This window comes from Streptomyces sp. 147326 (assembly GCF_045000215.1).
Classification (GTDB): Bacteria; Actinomycetota; Actinomycetes; order Streptomycetales; family Streptomycetaceae; genus Streptomyces.
The window spans coordinates 3669569-3688348 of the sequence record NZ_CP134201.1 but is presented as its reverse complement, the minus strand read 5'-3'; the positions used below and the strand labels follow the sequence as shown (position 1 = coordinate 3688348).

Annotated in this window: 18 protein-coding genes; 16 read left to right on the top strand and 2 right to left on the bottom strand. The window is 71.4% G+C overall.

Features of this window, described 5'->3' with window-relative positions; all coding sequences use genetic code 11:
• Positions 1 to 45 precede the first annotated feature (45 nt).
• From rpsK to glmM, 9 genes are all read left to right on the top strand, one after another.
• Positions 46 to 450: a 30S ribosomal protein S11 gene (rpsK, locus tag RIU97_RS16285; protein ID WP_003956432.1), complete on the top strand. Its 405-nt coding sequence runs from the start codon at positions 46 to 48 to the stop codon at positions 448 to 450.
• Between the two features lie 150 nt (positions 451 to 600).
• Positions 601 to 1623, top strand: coding sequence for a DNA-directed RNA polymerase subunit alpha (locus RIU97_RS16280; RefSeq protein ID WP_008739666.1), 1023 nt, complete (start codon positions 601 to 603; stop codon positions 1621 to 1623).
• Positions 1624 to 1715: 92 nt separating this feature from the next.
• Positions 1716 to 2189: a 50S ribosomal protein L17 gene (gene rplQ, locus RIU97_RS16275; RefSeq protein WP_319733898.1), complete on the top strand. Its 474-nt coding sequence runs from the start codon at positions 1716 to 1718 to the stop codon at positions 2187 to 2189.
• A 99-nt stretch (positions 2190 to 2288) separates the two neighbouring features.
• A complete protein-coding gene (truA, locus tag RIU97_RS16270) occupies positions 2289 to 3140 on the top strand; it encodes a tRNA pseudouridine(38-40) synthase TruA (RefSeq protein WP_404957436.1) in 852 nt (283 codons plus the stop codon).
• Positions 3141 to 3203: 63 nt separating this feature from the next.
• Entirely contained in the window at positions 3204 to 4832 is a 1629-nt protein-coding gene (locus tag RIU97_RS16265; protein ID WP_404957434.1) for an ABC-F family ATP-binding cassette domain-containing protein, read from the top strand.
• Positions 4833 to 4901: 69 nt separating this feature from the next.
• Positions 4902 to 6215, top strand: a complete 1314-nt coding sequence (locus RIU97_RS16260) for a glycosyltransferase family 87 protein (RefSeq protein WP_404957432.1) — start codon at positions 4902 to 4904, stop codon at positions 6213 to 6215.
• A gap of 231 nt (positions 6216 to 6446) precedes the next feature.
• On the top strand, positions 6447 to 6890 hold the full coding sequence (rplM, locus tag RIU97_RS16255) for a 50S ribosomal protein L13 (RefSeq protein ID WP_073912858.1): 444 nt from the start codon (positions 6447 to 6449) through the stop codon (positions 6888 to 6890).
• A 42-nt stretch (positions 6891 to 6932) separates the two neighbouring features.
• Complete coding sequence (gene rpsI, locus RIU97_RS16250; protein WP_361753580.1) at positions 6933 to 7451, top strand: 30S ribosomal protein S9; 519 nt, start codon at positions 6933 to 6935, stop codon at positions 7449 to 7451.
• 136 nt (positions 7452 to 7587) lie between these two features.
• Complete coding sequence (gene glmM, locus RIU97_RS16245) at positions 7588 to 8946, top strand: phosphoglucosamine mutase (RefSeq protein WP_404957429.1); 1359 nt, start codon at positions 7588 to 7590, stop codon at positions 8944 to 8946.
• Here glmM and RIU97_RS16240 read toward each other — a convergent pair.
• Positions 8943 to 9914 carry a DUF389 domain-containing protein gene (locus tag RIU97_RS16240; protein ID WP_404957427.1) on the bottom strand — a complete coding sequence of 324 codons (972 nt, stop codon included), beginning with the start codon at positions 9912 to 9914 and terminating at the stop codon, positions 8943 to 8945. The genes glmM and RIU97_RS16240 overlap by 4 nt on opposite strands.
• A 16-nt stretch (positions 9915 to 9930) precedes the next feature.
• Positions 9931 to 10980 (bottom strand): type I pantothenate kinase, encoded by a 1050-nt coding sequence (gene coaA, locus RIU97_RS16235; protein WP_404957425.1) that lies wholly within the window; start codon positions 10978 to 10980, stop codon positions 9931 to 9933.
• A 259-nt stretch (positions 10981 to 11239) separates the two neighbouring features.
• Between coaA and RIU97_RS16230 the strand changes: the two genes are divergently transcribed.
• The 7 genes from RIU97_RS16230 (at position 11240) to tsaE (ending at position 18742) form a co-directional block, all read left to right on the top strand.
• Positions 11240 to 11995 (top strand): hypothetical protein, encoded by a 756-nt coding sequence (locus RIU97_RS16230; protein ID WP_404957422.1) that lies wholly within the window; start codon positions 11240 to 11242, stop codon positions 11993 to 11995.
• Positions 11996 to 12103: 108 nt separating this feature from the next.
• A complete protein-coding gene (glmS, locus tag RIU97_RS16225) occupies positions 12104 to 13951 on the top strand; it encodes a glutamine--fructose-6-phosphate transaminase (isomerizing) (protein ID WP_404957420.1) in 1848 nt (615 codons plus the stop codon).
• Between the two features lie 23 nt (positions 13952 to 13974).
• On the top strand, positions 13975 to 14343 hold the full coding sequence (locus RIU97_RS16220) for a holo-ACP synthase (protein ID WP_404962856.1): 369 nt from the start codon (positions 13975 to 13977) through the stop codon (positions 14341 to 14343).
• 26 nt (positions 14344 to 14369) lie between these two features.
• Positions 14370 to 15758 (top strand): NAD(P)H-hydrate epimerase, encoded by a 1389-nt coding sequence (locus RIU97_RS16215; protein WP_404957418.1) that lies wholly within the window; start codon positions 14370 to 14372, stop codon positions 15756 to 15758.
• Positions 15759 to 15880: 122 nt separating this feature from the next.
• On the top strand, positions 15881 to 17017 hold the full coding sequence (gene alr / locus RIU97_RS16210; RefSeq protein WP_404957416.1) for an alanine racemase: 1137 nt from the start codon (positions 15881 to 15883) through the stop codon (positions 17015 to 17017).
• Positions 17014 to 18225, top strand: a complete 1212-nt coding sequence (locus RIU97_RS16205; protein ID WP_404962855.1) for an alpha/beta fold hydrolase — start codon at positions 17014 to 17016, stop codon at positions 18223 to 18225. Before alr ends, RIU97_RS16205 begins: the two co-directional genes overlap by 4 nt.
• Positions 18176 to 18742 (top strand): tRNA (adenosine(37)-N6)-threonylcarbamoyltransferase complex ATPase subunit type 1 TsaE, encoded by a 567-nt coding sequence (gene tsaE / locus RIU97_RS16200; RefSeq protein WP_383577451.1) that lies wholly within the window; start codon positions 18176 to 18178, stop codon positions 18740 to 18742. The genes RIU97_RS16205 and tsaE overlap by 50 nt, the downstream gene beginning before the upstream one ends.
• The last annotated feature ends 38 nt before the right edge of the window (positions 18743 to 18780 follow it).

Genomic DNA, 18780 nt, shown 5'->3' with positions numbered 1-18780 from the left:
GCGGTCTTGCGCTGTAGGACCGACCACCTCCCGTAGGAGATTTAGATGCCCCCCAAGGGTCGTCAGGGCGCTGCCAAGAAGGTGCGCCGCAAGGAAAAGAAGAACGTCGCTCACGGGCACGCCCACATCAAGAGCACGTTCAACAACACCATCGTTTCGATCACCGACCCCTCGGGCAACGTGATCTCCTGGGCCTCCGCCGGCCACGTCGGCTTCAAGGGCTCGCGCAAGTCCACCCCCTTCGCCGCGCAGATGGCCGCCGAGTCGGCCGCCCGCCGCGCGCAGGAGCACGGCATGCGCAAGGTTGACGTCTTCGTCAAGGGTCCGGGCTCCGGCCGCGAGACCGCGATCCGCTCCCTCCAGGCCACCGGCCTCGAGGTCGGCTCGATCCAGGACGTCACCCCCACCCCGCACAACGGCTGCCGCCCGCCGAAGCGCCGCCGCGTCTGACGCAGCGGACGCACCTGTGCGTTCTTGAGTGTCCGGGCGGTACGACCCCTTCGGGGGCCGTGCCGCCCGTACCCTTGCAGTAGCCGTACCTCGGTACGGCATCCCGTCGGGCGTCAAATAGTGGGCGTCCACGAATGAAGGAACACAGACATGCTTATCGCTCAGCGTCCTTCGCTGACCGAAGAGGTCGTCGACGAGTACCGCTCGCGGTTCGTGATCGAGCCGCTGGAGCCGGGCTTCGGCTACACCCTCGGCAACTCCCTGCGCCGTACGCTCCTGTCCTCGATCCCGGGTGCCGCTGTCACCAGCATCCGCGTGGACGGCGTCCTGCACGAGTTCACCACCGTGCCGGGCGTCAAGGAAGACGTCACCGACATCATCCTCAACATCAAGCAGCTGGTCGTCTCCTCGGAGCACGACGAGCCGGTCGTGATGTACCTGCGCAAGCAGGGTCCCGGCCTGGTCACCGCTGCTGACATCGCGCCCCCGGCCGGTGTCGAGGTGCACAACCCGGACCTGGTCCTCGCCACGCTCAACGGCAAGGGCAAGCTGGAGATGGAGCTGACCGTCGAGCGCGGTCGCGGCTACGTCTCCGCCGTCCAGAACAAGCAGCTGGGCCAGGAGATCGGTCGCATCCCGATCGACTCCATCTACAGCCCGGTCCTCAAGGTCACCTACAAGGTCGAGGCGACCCGAGTCGAGCAGCGCACCGACTTCGACAAGCTGATCGTCGACGTCGAGACCAAGCAGGCCATGCGCCCGCGTGACGCCATGGCGTCCGCCGGTAAGACCCTGGTCGAGCTGTTCGGTCTGGCGCGCGAGCTCAACATCGACGCCGAGGGCATCGACATGGGCCCGTCCCCGACGGACGCCGCCCTGGCCGCCGACCTGGCGCTGCCGATCGAGGAGCTCGAGCTCACCGTTCGGTCGTACAACTGCCTCAAGCGCGAGGGCATCCACTCCGTGGGTGAGCTCGTCGCCCGCTCCGAGGCGGACCTGCTCGACATCCGCAACTTCGGTGCGAAGTCGATCGACGAGGTCAAGGCGAAGCTGGCCGGCATGGGCCTGGCCCTCAAGGACAGCCCGCCCGGATTCGACCCGACCGCCGCCGCCGACGCGTTCGGCGCGGACGACGACGCCGACGCCGGCTTCGTCGAGACCGAGCAGTACTAAGCAGCACCCGTAGATCTTTCCCGCGGCATCCGCCTCGGGGGAACTGACACCGGTACCTGACACGGCCGGTGCAGATATGAAGGAGTAACACCATGCCGCGTCCCGCAAAGGGTGCCCGCCTGGGCGGTTCCGCCGCGCACGAGAAGCACCTCCTCGCGAACCTCGCGAAGGCGCTCTTCGAGCACGGCCGCATCACCACCACCGAGGCCAAGGCCCGTCGCCTGCGTCCCTACGCCGAGCGTCTGGTCACCAAGGCCAAGAAGGGCGACATCCACAACCGTCGCCTGGTGCTGCAGACGATCACGGACAAGAGCATCGTGCACACGCTGTTCACCGAGATCGCCCCGCGCTACGAGAACCGCCCCGGTGGTTACACGCGCATCACCAAGATCGGCAACCGTCGTGGCGACAACGCCCCGATGGCCGTGATCGAGCTGGTCGAGGCCCTCACGGTCGCCCAGCAGGCCACTGGTGAGGCCGAGGCCGCCACCAAGCGCGCGGTGAAGGAGGCGGAGGCCAAGGCCGAGGCCACCGAGACCCCCGCCGAGGAGACCAAGGAGGCCTGATCCCCCGGGATCACGCTTGCTTGATCGGCTCTGAACGGGCCCGCCCCTTCCCGGGGCGGGCCCGTTCTGCATTTCGGTGACTCTGAGAGGATCTGTCACGTGAGTGACGAGGTGGAGCCCGGGCACGTCCGGGTGCGGCTGGACCTGAGCTACGACGGCAAGGACTTCTCCGGCTGGGCGAAGCAGCGCGTGCTGCGCACCGTCCAGGGCGAGCTGGAGTCGGCCCTGCAGACCGTGATGCGGCTGTCCGAGCCGGTCGAGCTGACCGTGGCCGGGCGTACCGACGCGGGCGTGCACGCCCGCGGGCAGGTGGCACAGTTCGACCTCGCCGAGGAGGTGTGGGCCGAGCACCACGACAAGCTGCTGCGCCGCCTCGCGGGCCGGCTGCCGCACGACGTACGGGTGTGGAAGGTCGCCGAGGCCCCCGAGGGCTTCAACGCGCGCTTCTCGGCCATCTGGCGCCGCTACGCCTACCGCGTGGGCGACCACCAGGGCGGCGTCGACCCGCTGCGCCGCGGCCACGTGCTGTGGCACCAGTGGCCCCTCGACGTGGACGCCATGAACGAGGCCGCCGCCGCGCTGCTCGGCGAGCACGACTTCGCCGCGTACTGCAAGAAGCGCGAGGGCGCCACGACCATCCGGACGCTCCAGCAGCTCAGCTGGGAGCGCGCCGAGGACGGGATCGTCACCGCGACCGTCCGCGCCGACGCCTTCTGCCACAACATGGTCCGCTCGCTGGTGGGCGCCCTGCTGCACGTCGGCGACGGGCACCGGCCCACCGACTGGCCGGGCAAGGTCCTGCGCGCCGCCGTACGGGACTCCTCGGTGCACGTCGTGAAGCCGCACGGGCTGACCCTGGAAGAGGTCGGCTACCCGGCGGACGAGCTGCTGGCCGCCCGCAGCAAGGAAGCGCGCAACGTGCGGACCCTGCCGGGCGCCGGCTGCTGCTGACCGCAGCCGGCCGGGTCTCGGGTCCGGTTATCCGTTTGGGCGGATCGCGGCCGGACCTGGACAATGCGCGGCATGGGACATCTCGAAGCCAGCCACCTGGAGTACTACCTTCCCGACGGGCGGGTCCTGCTCCCCGACGTCTCCTTCCGGGTGGGGGAGGGGTCGGTGGTCGCCCTCGTGGGGGCGAACGGGGCCGGCAAGACCACCCTGCTGAAGATGATCTCCGGCGAGCTGCAGCCGCACGGCGGAGCGGTCACCGTCAGCGGCGGGCTCGGCGTGATGTCGCAGTTCGTGGGCTCGGTCCGGGACGAGACGACCGTGCGCGACCTGCTGGTCTCGGTCTCCCAGCCGCGCATCCGGGAGGCCGCGCGGGCCGTGGACCGGGCCGAGCAGCTGATCCTCACGGTCGACGACGAGGCCGCGCAGATGGCGTACGCGCAGGCGCTCAGCGACTGGGCCGACGTCCAGGGCTACGAGGCGGAGACCCTGTGGGACGTCTGCACCATGGCCGCGCTGGCCATCCCGTACGACTCGGCGCAGTTCCGCGAGGTCCGCACGCTCTCGGGCGGTGAGCAGAAGCGGCTCGTGCTGGAGGCGCTGCTGCGCGGGCCGGACGAGGTGCTGCTGCTCGACGAGCCGGACAACTACCTGGACGTCCCCGGCAAGCGGTGGCTGGAGGACCAGCTCAAGGCGACCCGCAAGACGGTCCTCTTCGTCTCCCACGACCGGGAGCTGCTGACCCGGGCCGCCGAGAAGATCATCAGCCTGGAGGCGAGCCCGATGGGTTCCGACGTCTGGGTGCACGGCGCGGGCTTCGACACGTACCACGACGCCCGCAAGGAGCGCTTCGCGCGCTTCGAGGAGCTCAAGCGGCGCTGGGACGAGGAGCACGCCCGGCTGAAGGCCCTGGTGCTGCGGCTGCGCAACCAGGCCGCGAGCAGCCCCGACATGGCCTCGCGGTACCGGGCGATGCAGACCCGCTTCCAGAAGTTCGAGGAGGCCGGCCCGCCGCCGGAGCCGCCGCGGGAGCAGGACATCCGGATGCGGCTCAAGGGCGGGCGTACGGGCGTGCGCGCCCTGACCGTGGAGAACCTGGAACTGACCGGCCTGATGAAGCCCTTCTCCCTGGAGGTCTTCTACGGGGAGCGGGTCGCGGTCCTCGGCTCGAACGGCTCGGGCAAGTCGCACTTCCTTCGCCTGATGGCGGGCGAGGACGTCAAGCACACGGGCACGTGGAAGCTGGGCGCGCGCGTGGTTCCCGGCCACTTCGCACAGACCCACGCCCACCCTGAGCTCTTCGGGCGGACCCTCGTCGACATCCTGTGGACGGAGGCGGCGAAGCCCCTGGGGCAGGCGATGGGCGCCCTACGCCGGTACGAGCTGGAGCGCCAGGGAGACCAGCCGTTCGAGAAGCTCTCGGGCGGGCAGCAGGCGCGCTTCCAGATCCTGCTGCTGGAGCTGGCGGGGACCACGGCGCTGCTGCTGGACGAGCCGACGGACAACCTGGACCTGGAGTCCGCGGAGGCGCTCCAGGACGGCCTGGAGGCGTACGAGGGGACTGTGCTGTGTGTCACGCACGACCGGTGGTTCGCGCGCACATTTGACCGTTACCTGGTCTTCGGTTCTGACGGTGTTGTGCGGGAGACTCAGGAACCCGTCTGGGACGAACGTAGAGTCGAACGCAAGCGCTAGGGGGAGATCGTCACCCCCTCGGATGAGTGAGGGGCAGGCGTCGTGGGGCTGCGGCCTAGCATCTGGCTGATGAAGTGGGAGAACCAGACCGCCCGAACCCAGGCCCCGGGGGACGGCGCCCCCGGGGAACGGTCCCCGGGCAACGGGACCTCGGGGAGCCGGCTGATCGACTGGCTGCTGCGGCCGGCCTCCCGGACCTGGCAGGTGCTCTCCCTCGCGGTGCTCCTCGGGGTCTGCGTCTCCACGAGCCTGCGCGCGAACTGGGGGTCGGACAACTCCTTCGTGGTCAAGGCCGCGCAGACGCTGCTCGCGGGCGGGTCCCCGTACGAGGACAAGCGCTTCCTCTACCTCCCCAGCGCCGTGATCATGGCGGTTCCGGAGGCGCTGCTGCCGCGCACGCTGCTGCAGTGGGTGCTTCCGGCCGGGATGTCGGGGCTGCTGGGCGCGGGCTGGCTGGCCGCGCTGCGGATGTTCTCGGTGCCGTGGCGCTCGCGCTTCGCGGTCGGCGGTTTCGCGGTGTTCGCCCTCGCCTACAAGCCCTACGTGAACCTCGTGCTGATCGGCAACTGGACCGCCATCTCGGCGGCCGCGCTGCCGGTGGCGCTGCTGCTGGCCCACCGGCGGTCGTGGGCGGCGGCCGGGCTGGTGGTCGGGCTGGCGATCGCCTGCAAGCCGATGCTGGTGCCGATCGGGCTGCTGTTCCTGCTCGCCCGGCAGTGGCGGGGACTGGCCGCGGCCGTGCTGGTGCCGCTGGGGCTCTCGCTGGCCGGCGCGCTGATGATGCCGAGCCCGACGCTGTTCTTCACCAAGACCCTGCCCTTCCTGCTCCAGGGGCAGGACGCGTACGCCCTCCCCTGGGACGCCTCGCCGATCGCGGTGCTGCCGCGGCTGGGGGTGCCGGAGCCGCTGGCGGTGCTGCTCGCGTTCGCGGGGGCCGGGGGCGGTCTGTGGGCGGCCTGGGTGCGCTGGCGCCGGCAGGACCAGACCGACCGGGGGGAACTGCGCCTGGTGGAGACCGCCTGCATGGTGATGCTCGCCGCATTCCTCGTGTCGCGGCCGTCCTTCGACCACTACCTTCTGGTGGTGCTTCCGCTGCTGCTCGCCTCGGCGGTGCGGCCGGGCTCGATGCCGCGCTCGCCCTGGTTCTGGCTGGCGCTGACGCCCCAGGTGGCCCTGGTCCCGTGGCCCTCGGAGCTGGCCCACAAGCGGCGCGCCTTCAAGGACTGCGCCACCCTGTGCGGGCTCGCGATGGTGCTGGCGCGTCGTGCACTGCGCTCCGGCCGGGTTACTCTGGGACCCGTAACAACTGCGGGGTCCCCACCCAGGACCGAACCGGAGTGCGCCGCGACGCCAGCAGAATCGGCATCGCGGACCGCGTTTTGACCCGTACGGGTCTGCTTGGGTATCCTGCTGGTTTGTTATGCGTATTGGCTTTCTCATTCTCACGTGAAAGGGCCTTGCGCCGGTCCACCGGACCGATGACCAGCGGTTCACACGGGTTGCGTCCCCGATGTGAACGAGGGCTGTCGTGATCGTCCGTGGTGACCCTGTCAGGACCTTCCCGTGGGGCTTGCGCCCTTGGGATACCACCACTGAAGAAGCGAAGGCATACGCGTGCGTACGTTCAGCCCCAAGCCCGGCGACATCTCGCGCCAGTGGCTCGTCATCGACGCCCAGGACGTTGTCCTCGGCCGTCTGGCGACCCAGGCCGCTGCCCTCCTGCGGGGTAAGCACAAGCCGACTTACGCCCCCCACATGGACATGGGCGACTTCGTCATCATCGTCAACGCCGACAAGGTTCACCTGTCCGGCAACAAGGCGACCCAGAAGATGGCGTACCGCCACTCCGGTTACCCGGGCGGTCTCCGTTCGGTGCGCTACGACGACCTCCTGGCGAACAACCCGGAGAAGGCCGTCGAGAAGGCCATCAAGGGCATGCTCCCCAAGAACACCCTGGGCCGTCAGATGCTCTCGAAGCTGAAGGTCTACTCGGGCGACCAGCACCCCCACGCTGCCCAGCAGCCGGTGCCGTTCGAGATCACCCAGGTCGCGCAGTAGTTCCGGCCACCCCCTAAGACGTAGAAAATTCTGAGGAGCATCGTGGCCGAGACCACCGCCGAGACGACCGTCGAAGAGTTCGAGGGCAACGTCGAGGAGTACACCAGCGAGTCCGAGGCCGTAGTCGAGGGCGACTACACCTCCGAGTCCCTTGCCGGTCGCTTCGGCGACCCCCAGCCGGCCGCCGGCCTGGGCCGTCGCAAGAACGCCATCGCCCGCGTCCGGATCGTTCCGGGCACCGGCAAGTGGAAGATCAACGGTCGCACCCTTGAGGACTACTTCCCCAACAAGGTGCACCAGCAGGAAGTCAACGAGCCGTTCAAGCTGCTCGAGCTCGACAACCGCTACGACGTCATCGCCCGCATCTCGGGTGGCGGCGTCTCCGGCCAGGCCGGTGCCCTGCGCCTCGGTGTGGCCCGTGCGCTGAACGAGGCGGACGTGGACAACAACCGCCCGGCGCTGAAGAAGGCCGGCTTCCTCTCCCGCGACGACCGTGCGGTCGAGCGCAAGAAGGCCGGTCTCAAGAAGGCCCGTAAGGCTCCGCAGTACAGCAAGCGTTAATCTGCGCCTGCTGTTCTGCAACGAAACCGCCCCGGCAGCACTCTCTGTGCTGCCGGGGCGGTTCGTTTACCGCCACAAGCGGCAAATACCTGTCACAAGCGGTCACAAAGCGATGCGGAAACTCGGGAGGACAACAGTGGGACGACTCTTCGGGACGGACGGTGTACGCGGCGTTGCCAACGCGGATCTGACGGCGGAGCTCGCGCTCGGCCTCTCCGTGGCGGCTGCCCACGTACTGGCCGAAGCGGGCACCTTCGCGGGCCACCGGGCGACGGCCGTGGTCGGCCGGGACCCCCGGGCCTCCGGCGAATTCCTCGAGGCCGCCGTCGTGGCCGGCCTCGCGAGCGCGGGCGTGGACGTCCTGCGCGTCGGTGTGCTGCCCACCCCGGCGGTGGCGTATCTCACCGGTGCGCTGGGTGCCGACCTCGGCGTGATGCTCTCCGCCAGCCACAACGCCATGCCCGACAACGGCATCAAGTTCTTCGCGCGCGGCGGCCACAAGCTCGCCGACGAGCTGGAGGACCGCATCGAGTCGACCTACGAGGAGCACCGCACCGGCGCCCCCTGGGACCGGCCCACCGGCTCCGGCGTCGGCCGCGTCTCCGACTACACCGAGGGCTTCGAGAAGTACGTCGCCCACCTCATCGGCGTCCTCCCCAACCGCCTCGACGGCCTGAAGATCGTCCTGGACGAGGCGCACGGCGCGGCCGCGTACGTCTCGCCCGAGGCCTTCGCCCGGGCCGGTGCGGAGATCATCACGATCGGCGCCGAGCCGGACGGCCTGAACATCAACGACGGCTGCGGCTCCACCCACCTCGGCCTGCTCAAGGCGGCCGTCGTCGAGCACGGCGCCGACTTCGGCATCGCGCACGACGGTGACGCCGACCGCTGCCTGGCCGTGGACGGCTCGGGCGCGGAGGTCGACGGCGACCAGATCCTCGCGGTGCTGGCGCTGGCCATGCGCGAGGCCGGCCAGCTGCGCGAGAACACCGTGGTCGGCACCGTGATGTCCAACCTGGGCTTCAAGCTGGCCATGGAGGGCGAGGGCATCCAGGTCGTACAGACCGGGGTCGGCGACCGGTACGTGCTGGAGTCGATGAAGGAGCACGGCTACGCGCTCGGCGGCGAGCAGTCCGGCCACGTGATCATCCTCGACCACGCGACGACCGGTGACGGCACGCTGACCGGCATGCTGCTGGCGGCGCGCGTCGCTGCCACCGGCAAGTCCCTCGCCGAGCTGGCGGGCGTCATGCAGCGGCTGCCGCAGGTGCTGGTCAACGTCCCCGACGTGGACAGGTCCCGGGTCACCACCTCCGCGGAGCTGGCGGCGGCCGTGGCCGACGCCGAGCGCGAGCTGGGCACCACCGGACGGGTGCTGCTCAGGCCCTCCGGTACGGAGCCGCTCGTACGGGTGATGGTCGAGGCCGCCGACATCGAGCAGGCCCGCGCGGTCGCCGGCCGGCTCGCTGACGTCGTGAAGTCGGCGCTGGGCTAACCCCCGCCGTTCGCCACGCCTGGCGCACCCGGCTTCCGGATCATCCGGCTCTGCTGGGTGCGCCACAGCATTTTCCAGGCGATCAGGGTGAGCGTGCCGGAGAGGATGATGCCGCCCAGGTTGAGCGCCAGCTGGGCGGCCGAGCCCCACATCTGGGGGAAGTCCCCGTAGCTGAGGGCCACGGCGGCATTGGCGCCCGCCGGGACGGTGGTGACGGAGATCGCCACCCCGACCAGCGCACCGGCCTTCGCCGAGGTCAGCGACAGCATGCCGGCCACGCCGGCGAGCAGCGCCACGACGAAGGAGAACGGGTCGGGCTGCCAGATGAAGCTGGTGTTCGGCCGGGGGTCGTCGAGCATGCCCTCGTGGAACAGGTCGAGCGCGTCCATCCCCAGGCTGAAGACCGTCGTCGCCACGATCGCCGCCGCGAAGCCGGTCACCAGGGCGATGAGGGAACGCCCGGCGAGCCGCGGCCGGCGCTGCACCAGGCCCGTGCAGATGCCGGCGAGCGGCCCGAACTCGGGGCCGACCGCCATGGCGCCCACGATCAGGATCGCGTTGTCCAGCACCACGCCGCAGGCCGCGATCATCGTTGCGACGATCATGAAGACGGCGTAGGTGATCGTGAGGGTGGACTCCTCGTGGGTGGCCTCGGCCAGCTGCTCCCAGATCACCGCGTCCGCGGCCTCGCCCGGCGCCTCGGCCTCCGCGTCGTCGGCCCGTCTGGAGATGGACAGGTCGATGTTCTCCACGGCGATGGACCCGCTCTTGTCGATGCCGAGCCCGCGCATCTCCTGGAGGAGTTCGTCGGCCGCCTCGCGGGCGACGTCGCACAGCACGAGATCGCCTTCGGGGTCGCGGGCGGCGCCGGTCAGCACGACCAGGTGGGTGGTGCCGACCGTGTTGTCGATCAGCTCCACCACCTGCTCCGTGAGGTGGTGCGGGGTGATCATCCGCAGATGCAGCATGCCCGCAGAGTAACTTTCAGAGCTTGCGGAGGCTCAGCTTCTGCACTTTGTGGTCCGGGCCCTTGCGGACGACGAGGGTGGCCCGGCCGCGGGTGGGCGCCACGTTCTCCAGCAGGTTGGGCTTGTTGATCGTCCGCCACATCGTCTGCGCGTACTCCATGGCCTCCTCCTCGGAGACCTGGGTGTACTTGCGGAAGTAGGAGAAAGGATTCTGGAAGGCGGTCTCGCGCAGCTTCCGGAAGCGGTTGAGGTACCAGCGTTCGATGTCCTCGGGGCGCGCGTCCACGTACACGCTGAAGTCGAAGTAGTCGGCGAGGGCGACGCGGGTGCGGCCGTCCGTGCCGGGGAGGGCCGGCTGGAGCACGTTGAGGCCCTCGACGATGAGGATGTCCGGGCGGCGGACGACGAGCTCCTCGCCGGGGACGATGTCGTAGATCAGGTGCGAGTAGACCGGGGCCCTGACCTCGTCCTTCCCGGCCTTGATGTCGGCGACGAAGCGGGTGAGCGCGCGGCGGTCGTAGGACTCCGGGAAGCCCTTGCGGGAGGTGAGCCCGCGCCGCTGGAGCTCCTTCATCGGGTACAGGAACCCGTCGGTGGTGACCAGCTCCACGCGCGGGTGCTCGGGCCAGCGGGCGAGGAGGGCCTGCAGGAGGCGGGCCACGGTGGACTTGCCGACGGCGACCGAACCGGCGACCCCTATGACGAAGGGCGTGCCCTGCTGGGCGCCGTGGCCGTTGCCCGCGTCGCCGAGGAAGGTGTTAAGGGTGCCGCGGAGGTTGCTGGTGGCGCCGACGTAGAGGTTGAGGAGGCGGGAGAGCGGCAGGTAGACGTCGCGGACCTCGTCGAGGTCGATGACGTCGCCGAGGCCGCGCAGCCGCTCCACCTCGTCGGCGGTCAGCGGCAGCGGGGTCCGCTCGCGCAGGGCGCTCCACTCGGCCCGGGTGAGGTCGACGTAAGGCGACGCGTCGGGGCCCCGGCGGTGGGCGGGGCGCGTGGGGTGCCCCTCCCGGCCGCGTCGCTCCGTTGCGTCGTCCGGCGTGCTGCTTCGTGGCGGCGAAGTGATCACACCGCCATTGTCGGGGCTCGGGGGCGCTTGTGGGTGGTGTGGTCGGTCACGTGCGCGGGGGCCGGGGGAGGGCCGGGCCGGGGGTTGTGGCGGGGCCGGTATCGATTCGGGGCAAAGGGAGTCTCGCCCTGATCACGATCGGGGGCCGTCGCGGAAAACCCCGATCGGCCGATCTAACGGCCCGTACATTGTTGATCACCGCAGCGCTGAGGACCTTTCGCGCTGCCCTGCTGTCGTTGCTCCATGGGGGAGATCTTTCGTGCGTACCGCTCTTGTCCGTCGTACCGTCCTGACCGCGTCCGCGGTGTCCCTGGCCCTGCTGGCCACCGCCTGCGGCTCCGACAAGGCCGGCACCAAGGCCGATGCCAAGCCGTCGGCCGCCGCGTCCTCGCCGGCCGCCCCGGCCGCCAAGGCGAAGACGGACGCCGAGCTGTCCGCCCTGCTCGTGACCAAGGCCGAGCTGGCGGACCACCTGTTCACCGCCGTCCCGAAGGACGAGGTGGCTCTCGGTGAGGCCGCCTCCGGTGACAAGGCCGAGTGCCTGCCCGTGGTCAAGACTCAGGGCACGGCCATCGTCGGTACGGCCGCCGGTGTGGCGCGGACCAAGGCCGTCGCCATGCCCAAGGAAGGCGCCAGCCCGGAGGACACGGCTGCCGCAGGCCTCAAGGCCCTCGCCGGCACCCGGACCTCGGTCACCCTCGCCTCGTACGAGGGCAAGGGCGCGGAGGAGGCCTTCGCGGCCGTCAAGGCCGCGGCCACCGCGTGCGCGGGCGGCTTCACGCTGACGATGGAGGGCGAGACCACCAAGATCGACAAGGTGGTGTCCGGCACCGCCACCGGTGGCGACGAGGCGCTCGCCCTCACGCTGGAGGCCGCTGTGGAGGGCACGAAGGTCACGACCGAGACCGTCCTCGTCCGCAAGGGCAACACCCTCGCCACCCACACCGCGTCGGCCCTGGGCGTCGCGGAGAAGCCGACCGCCATCGTGGCCGCGCAGGTGAAGAAGCTCGGCTGAGCCCCGCCCGACCCGACGTCGACCCCGCTCCGGCCCATTCGCCGGGGCGGGGTTTTCGTCTTGTTCAGGTACGGGGCAGACGGCCAACTACGGCGTACGCTGCGGCCTATGTGCGGAATTGTGGGTTACGTGGGAGCGCAGTCTGCGCTCGATGTGGTCATCGCCGGACTCAAGCGACTGGAGTACCGCGGCTACGACTCGGCAGGGGTCGCCGTGCTCGCCGACGGCAGCCTGGCGGCCGCCAAGAAGGCCGGCAAGCTCGTCAATCTGGAGAAGGAACTGGCCGGGCACCCGCTGCCGGCCGGCTCCACGGGACTCGGACACACCCGGTGGGCGACCCACGGCGGGCCCACCGACGTCAACGCCCATCCGCACCTCGACAACTCGGGGCGGGTGGCCGTCGTGCACAACGGCATCATCGAGAACTTCGCCGAACTCCGGGCCGAACTCGCCGGGCGCGGCCACCGGCTGGACTCCGACACGGACACCGAGGTCGTGGCGCACCTGCTGGCCGAGCACTTCGCGGCGACCGGCGACCTCGCCCAGGCCATGCGGCAGGTGTGCCGGCGCCTGCAGGGCGCCTTCACGCTGGTCGCCGTGCACGCCGACGACCCGGACGTGGTGGTCGGCGCGCGCCGGAACTCCCCCCTGGTGGTGGGCGTCGGAGAGGGCGAGAACTTCCTCGCCTCGGACGTGGCCGCGTTCATCGCCCACACCCGGTCCGCGATCGAGCTGGGCCAGGACCAGGTCGTGGAACTGCGCCGCGAAGGGGTCACGGTGACCAACTTCGACGGTTCGCCCGCGTCCGTGCGGGCGTACCACGTGGACTGGGACGCCTCGGCGGCCGAGAAGGGGGGCTACGACTACTTCATGCTCAAGGAGATCGCCGAGCAGCCGAAGGCCGTCGCCGACACGCTCCTGGGCAGGATCGACGCGAGCGGCTCGCTGACCCTGGACGAGGTGCGGATCCCCGTCTCGGTGCTCAGGGAGGTCGACAAGGTCGTGATCGTGGCGTGCGGTACGGCGTACCACGCGGGCATGATCGCGAAGCTGGCCATCGAGCACTGGACCCGCATCCCGTGCGAGACGGAGCTGGCGAGCGAGTTCCGCTACCGCGACCCGATCCTGGACCAGCGGACGCTCGTGGTCGCGATCTCGCAGTCCGGCGAGACCATGGACACCCTGATGGCGCTCCGGCACGCGCGCGAGCAGGGGGCGAAGGTGCTGGCCGTCTGCAACACGAACGGCTCGACGATCCCGCGCGAATCGGATGCCGTGCTCTACACGCACGCCGGTCCCGAGGTGGCCGTCGCCTCGACCAAGGCGTTCCTGACGCAGCTGGTCGCCTGCTATCTCGTGGCGCTGTACCTCGGGCAGGTGCGCGGCACGAAGTGGGGCGACGAGATCCAGGCGGTGATCCGCGAACTGTCGGACATCGCCGCCGCGGTGGACACCGTACTGGAGACCATGGAGCCGGTACGGCAGCTCGCGCGCTCCCTCGCCGACAAGAACACCGTGCTGTTCCTCGGCCGTCACGTCGGGTACCCCGTGGCGCTGGAGGGCGCGCTCAAGCTCAAGGAGCTCGCGTACATGCACGCCGAGGGCTTCGCGGCGGGCGAGCTCAAGCACGGGCCGATCGCCCTGATCGAGAAGGACCTGCCGGTGGTGGTGGTCGTCCCGTCACCGCGCGGCCGGTCGGTCCTCCACGACAAGATCGTGTCGAACATCCAGGAGATCCGGGCGCGCGGGGCGCGGACCATCGTGATCGCGGAGGAGGGCGACGAGGCGGTGGTCCCGTACGCCGACCACCTCATCCGGATCCCGGCGACGCCGACGCTGCTCCAGCCGCTGGTGGCGACGGTGCCCTTGCAGGTCTTCGCGTGCGAACTGGCGACGGCGCGGGGTAACGAGGTGGACCAGCCGCGTAACCTCGCAAAGTCCGTGACCGTGGAGTAGTGACCTGGCTGGAGCTGTGGGACGTGATTATCGGCGTCGGGATCGACGTGGCGGAGATCGAACGGTTCAGCGCGGCGCTGGAGCGCACGCCGGGCCTCGCGCAGCGGCTGTTCATCGACGCCGAGTTGACGCTGCCGAGCGGTGAGCGGCGCGGGACCGCCTCGCTCGCCGCGCGGTTCGCCGCCAAGGAGGCGCTGGCCAAGGCGCTCGGCGCGCCCGCCGGGATGCTGTGGACCGACGCCGAGGTGTACGTGGAGGCCAGCGGGCAGCCGCGGCTGCGGGTGTCGGGGACGGTGGAGGCGCGGGCGCTGGCGCTGGGCGTGAAGTCGTGGCACATCTCGCTGAGCCACGACGCCGGCGTCGCCTCCGCCGTGGTGATCGCCGAGGGATAGCGCCTGCCGTCGGGCAGGCTGGTGCCATGCGTACTGCTTACAGCGTGGAGACCGTACGGGCCGCCGAGCGGGAGCTGATGGCCCGGCTGCCCGAAGGAGCCCTGATGCAGCGGGCGGCGGCCGGACTGGCCGCCGTGTGCGCGGGACTGCTCGTACGGGTGTACGGGTCCCGGGTCGTGCTGCTGGTCGGGCCCGGCGACAACGGGGGCGACGCGCTCTACGCCGGGGCGCGGCTCGCCCGGCGCGGGGCCGCGGTGACGGCGGTGCCGATGGACCCCGAGCGGATGCACGCGGGCGGGCTCGCCGCGCTGCGGGCCGCCGGGGGCCGGGTCGAGGAGGCCGTTCCGCAGCGGGCGGACCTCGTACTCGACGGGCTGCTCGGGATCGGCGGGCGGGGCGGGCTGCGGCCGGCGGCGGCCGCGCTGGTGGAACGGATCCCGCCGGGGGTCCCGGTGGTGGCCGTGGACCTGCCGAGCGGGGTGGACGCGGACACCGGGGAGGTGGCGGGGCCGGCCGTCACGGCTGACGTGACGGTGACCTTCGGCGCGTACAAGCCCGGTCTGCTGATCGACCCCGGGGCCTCGCGGGCCGGGGTGGTGCGGCTGGTGGACATCGGGCTGGAACTGCCGTCGCCGCAGGTGGAGGCCCTGCAGCACGCCGACGTGGCGGAGCTGCTGCCGGTGCCGACGGCGTCGAGCGACAAGTACCGGCGGGGCGTGGTCGGGATCGTCGCCGGCTCCGCGCAGTACCCGGGGGCGGCCGTACTGGCCGTGGCGGGAGCGCTGCGGGGCGGTGCGGGTGCGGTGCGGTACGTGGGGCCGGCGGCGGAGGCCGTGCTCGCGCGGTACCCGGAGACGCTGATCGGGCCCGGACGGGTGCAGGCGTGGGTGGCCGGGCCCGGACTGGGGGAGGGGCGCGCCGGGGAGGTCGCGGACCTGCTGGCGGACGATGTGCCGGTGCTGGTCGACGCGGACGGGCTGCGCGGTCTGGACGCGGAGCTGCTGCGGGCCCGGACGGCCCCGACCCTGCTGACCCCGCACGCGGGGGAGGCGGCGGCGCTGCTCGGGGTGTCGCGGGAGTCGGTGGAGGCGGGGCGGCTGGGGGCGGTGCGGAGGCTGGCGGCCGGGTACGGGGCGGCGGTGCTGCTGAAGGGGTCGACGACGCTGGTCGCCTCCGGCGGGTGCGCCGTGCGGGTGAATCCGACGGGGAGTTCGTGGCTGGCCACGGCGGGGAGCGGGGACGTGCTGTCCGGGCTGGCCGGGTCGCTCCTGGCGGGCGGGCTGTCCGGCGCGGACGCCGGGTCGGTGGCGGCGTACCTCCACGGCCTGGCGGCCAGGCTCACCGGCGGCCCCCTCCTGGCCCACCAACTGGCCGAGGCCCTCCCCGCTGCGTGGCGCAACGCCAGCCGCTCGTGACCACGCGCGGCGCCGTTGCCGGGGCCGGCCCCGGACCCCGCGCCTCAATCGCCGGCGGGGCTGGATTCGCCCGGCGAGGCTGACCGGCAGGGCACGGTGGGGGTTCTGAGAGACTGGGGGCGATGAACGAGACACCGACGCGCGTGTACGCCGAGATCGATCTTGACGCCGTACGGGAGAACGTGCGCGCACTGCGCGAGCGGGCGCCCCGGGCCGAGTTGATGGCCGTGGTCAAGGCGAATGCCTACGGGCACGGAGCCCTGGCCTGCGCCAGGGCCGCCCAGGAGGCCGGCGCCACCTGGCTCGGGACCGCCACCCCCGAGGAGGCGCTCGCGCTGCGCGCCGCCGGGATCGAGGGGCGGATCATGTGCTGGCTCTGGACCCCCGGCGGGCCCTGGCGGGAGGCCGTCGAGGCCGGCATCGACGTGTCCGTCAGCGGAATGTGGGCCCTCGACGAGGTGCGCGAGGCCGCCCGCGCCGCGGGCCGCACCGCACGGATCCAGCTCAAGGCCGACACCGGCCTCGGCCGCAACGGCTGCCAGCCCGCCGACTGGGAGGCGCTGGTCGGGGCGGCCGTCGCCGCGCAGGCCGAGGGGACCGTCCAGGTCACCGGGGTCTGGTCGCACTTCGCCTGCGCCGACGAGCCCGGCCACCCCTCCATCCAGCTGCAGCTCGCCGCCTTCCGCGACATGCTCTCGTACGCCGAGAAGGAGGGCGTCGAGCCCGAGGTCCGGCACATCGCCAACTCGCCGGCCACCCTGACCCTGCCCGAGTCCCACTTCGACCTGGTGCGCTGCGGGCTGGCCCTCTACGGGGTCTCGCCCGCGCCCGAACTCGGCACGCCGGCCCAGCTGGGCCTGCGGCCCGCGATGACCCTCAAGGCCTCCCTCGCGCTGGTCAAGACCGTCCCCGCCGGGCACGGCGTCAGCTACGGCCACCACTACGTCACCGGGACCGAGACGAGCCTCGCGCTGATCCCGGCCGGCTACGCCGACGGCATCCCGCGCAATGCCTCCGGGCACGGGCCGGTGCTCGTCGCCGGCCGGATCCGCCAGGTCGCCGGGCGCGTCGCCATGGACCAGTTCGTGGTCGACTTGGGTGCGGACCACGCCCGCGCCGGCGACGTAGCCGTCATCTTCGGCGACGCGGAACGTGGTGAACCCACCGCCGAGGACTGGGCACAAGCGGCGCACACGATCGCGTATGAGATCGTCACCCGTATCGGTGGACGTGTGCCCCGGGTGTACCTGGGCGGCTGAGCGAGCGGAGTGAGGGCGGCGGCGTGAGCGAGAACTGGCGCAAGGCCGGCTGGGCCGGCGCCGCCATCGGCGTGATAGCCGCTGGCGCGGCGGCCGGTGTCGCGGTCGAACGGATCACCGTCGGGCGCGGCATGCGCAGGAAGGCGCGCCTCGCACTCGACGCCGCCGGGGACTACGGCGCCCTGCGCGGCACCGAGGGGACCTGCCGGGCCGAGGACGCCACCGAGCTCTACTACGAGGTCGAGGAGCTGCCCGAGGAGGGCAAGCGGCGCCGGCTGCGGCGCAAGGCCGCGCCCCCGGCCACCGTCGTCTTCTGCCACGGCTACTGCCTCAGCCAGGACTCCTGGCACTTCCAGCGCGCGGCCCTGCGCGGAATGGTCCGCGCGGTCTACTGGGACCAGCGCAGCCACGGCCGCAGTGCGCGCGGCCTCGCCCAGGCGGACGGCGAGCCGCTGACCATGGAGCAGCTCGGCCGTGACCTGAAGAGCGTCATCGACGCCGCCGCCCCCGAGGGTCCGCTGATCCTCGTGGGTCACTCGATGGGCGGAATGACCATCATGGGATTCGCCGAGCAGTTCCCCGACATCGTGCGCGAGCGCGTGGTCGGCGTGGCCCTGGTCGGGACCTCCAGCGGCCGCCTCGGCGAGGTGACGTACGGGCTGCCGTCCGTCGGGGTGGGTGCCGTGCGACGGATCCTGCCGGGCGTGCTCAAGGCGCTCGGCTCACAGGTGGAGCTGGTGGAGAAGGGCCGCCGGGCCACCGCCGACCTGTTCGCCGGCATGATCAAGATGTACTCGTTCGGCTCCCGTGACGTGGACCCGGGCGTCACGCGCTTCGCGGAGCGGCTGATCGAGGCCACCCCGATCGACGTGGTCGCCGAGTTCTACCCGGCCTTCCAGACCCACGACAAGACGGCCGCGCTCCGGCTGTTCGCGGACATCCCGGTCACCGTCATCGCCGGCGACAAGGACATGATCACCCCGCCCGGGCACAGCGTGGCCATCAAGGAGGTGCTGCCCAGCGCCGACCTCGTGGTCCTGGAGTCCACCGGGCACCTGATGATGCTGGAGCGCCCGGAGACCGTGACGCGGCTGCTCACCGGGCTGCTGGCGCAGACCGGCGCGGTCCCGCTCCCCACACCGACTAACGTTGGCGCGCATGGAAGAAGTACCGCTGGAAGCCCAGCGCAGCCAGGCACCGGCACCTGAGGCCGAGGACAGCACCGAGACCCGGATCACCGTCGGTTCGCCGGACGCGATGCAGGAGTTGGGCCGCAGGATCGCAGCCCTGCTGCGTCCCGGCGACCTCGTCCTGCTGACGGGTGAGCTGGGAGCGGGCAAGACCACGCTCACCCGCGGCCTGGGCGAGGGCCTGGGCGTGCGCGGGGCCGTGACCTCGCCGACCTTCGTGATCGCCCGCGTGCACCCCTCGCTGACCGGCGGGCCCGCGCTGGTGCACGTGGACGCGTACCGCCTGGGCGGCGGGCTGGACGAGATGGAGGACCTGGACCTCGACGTCTCGCTGCCCGAGTCCGTGGTCGTCGTGGAGTGGGGCGACGGCAAGGTGGAGGAGCTCTCCGACGACCGTCTGCACGTGGTGATCGCGCGCGCGGTCGGCCACGAGGAGGTGCTGGACGACGTCCGCGAGGTCTCGGTGCGCGGGGTCGGGGCGCGCTGGACCGCCGGAGCCGGGCTGGACTCCCTGGCCGGTGCCCTCTCGGAGTAAACGTGCCGACAACTCGTCGGCAAGATATTGCGCTGGTG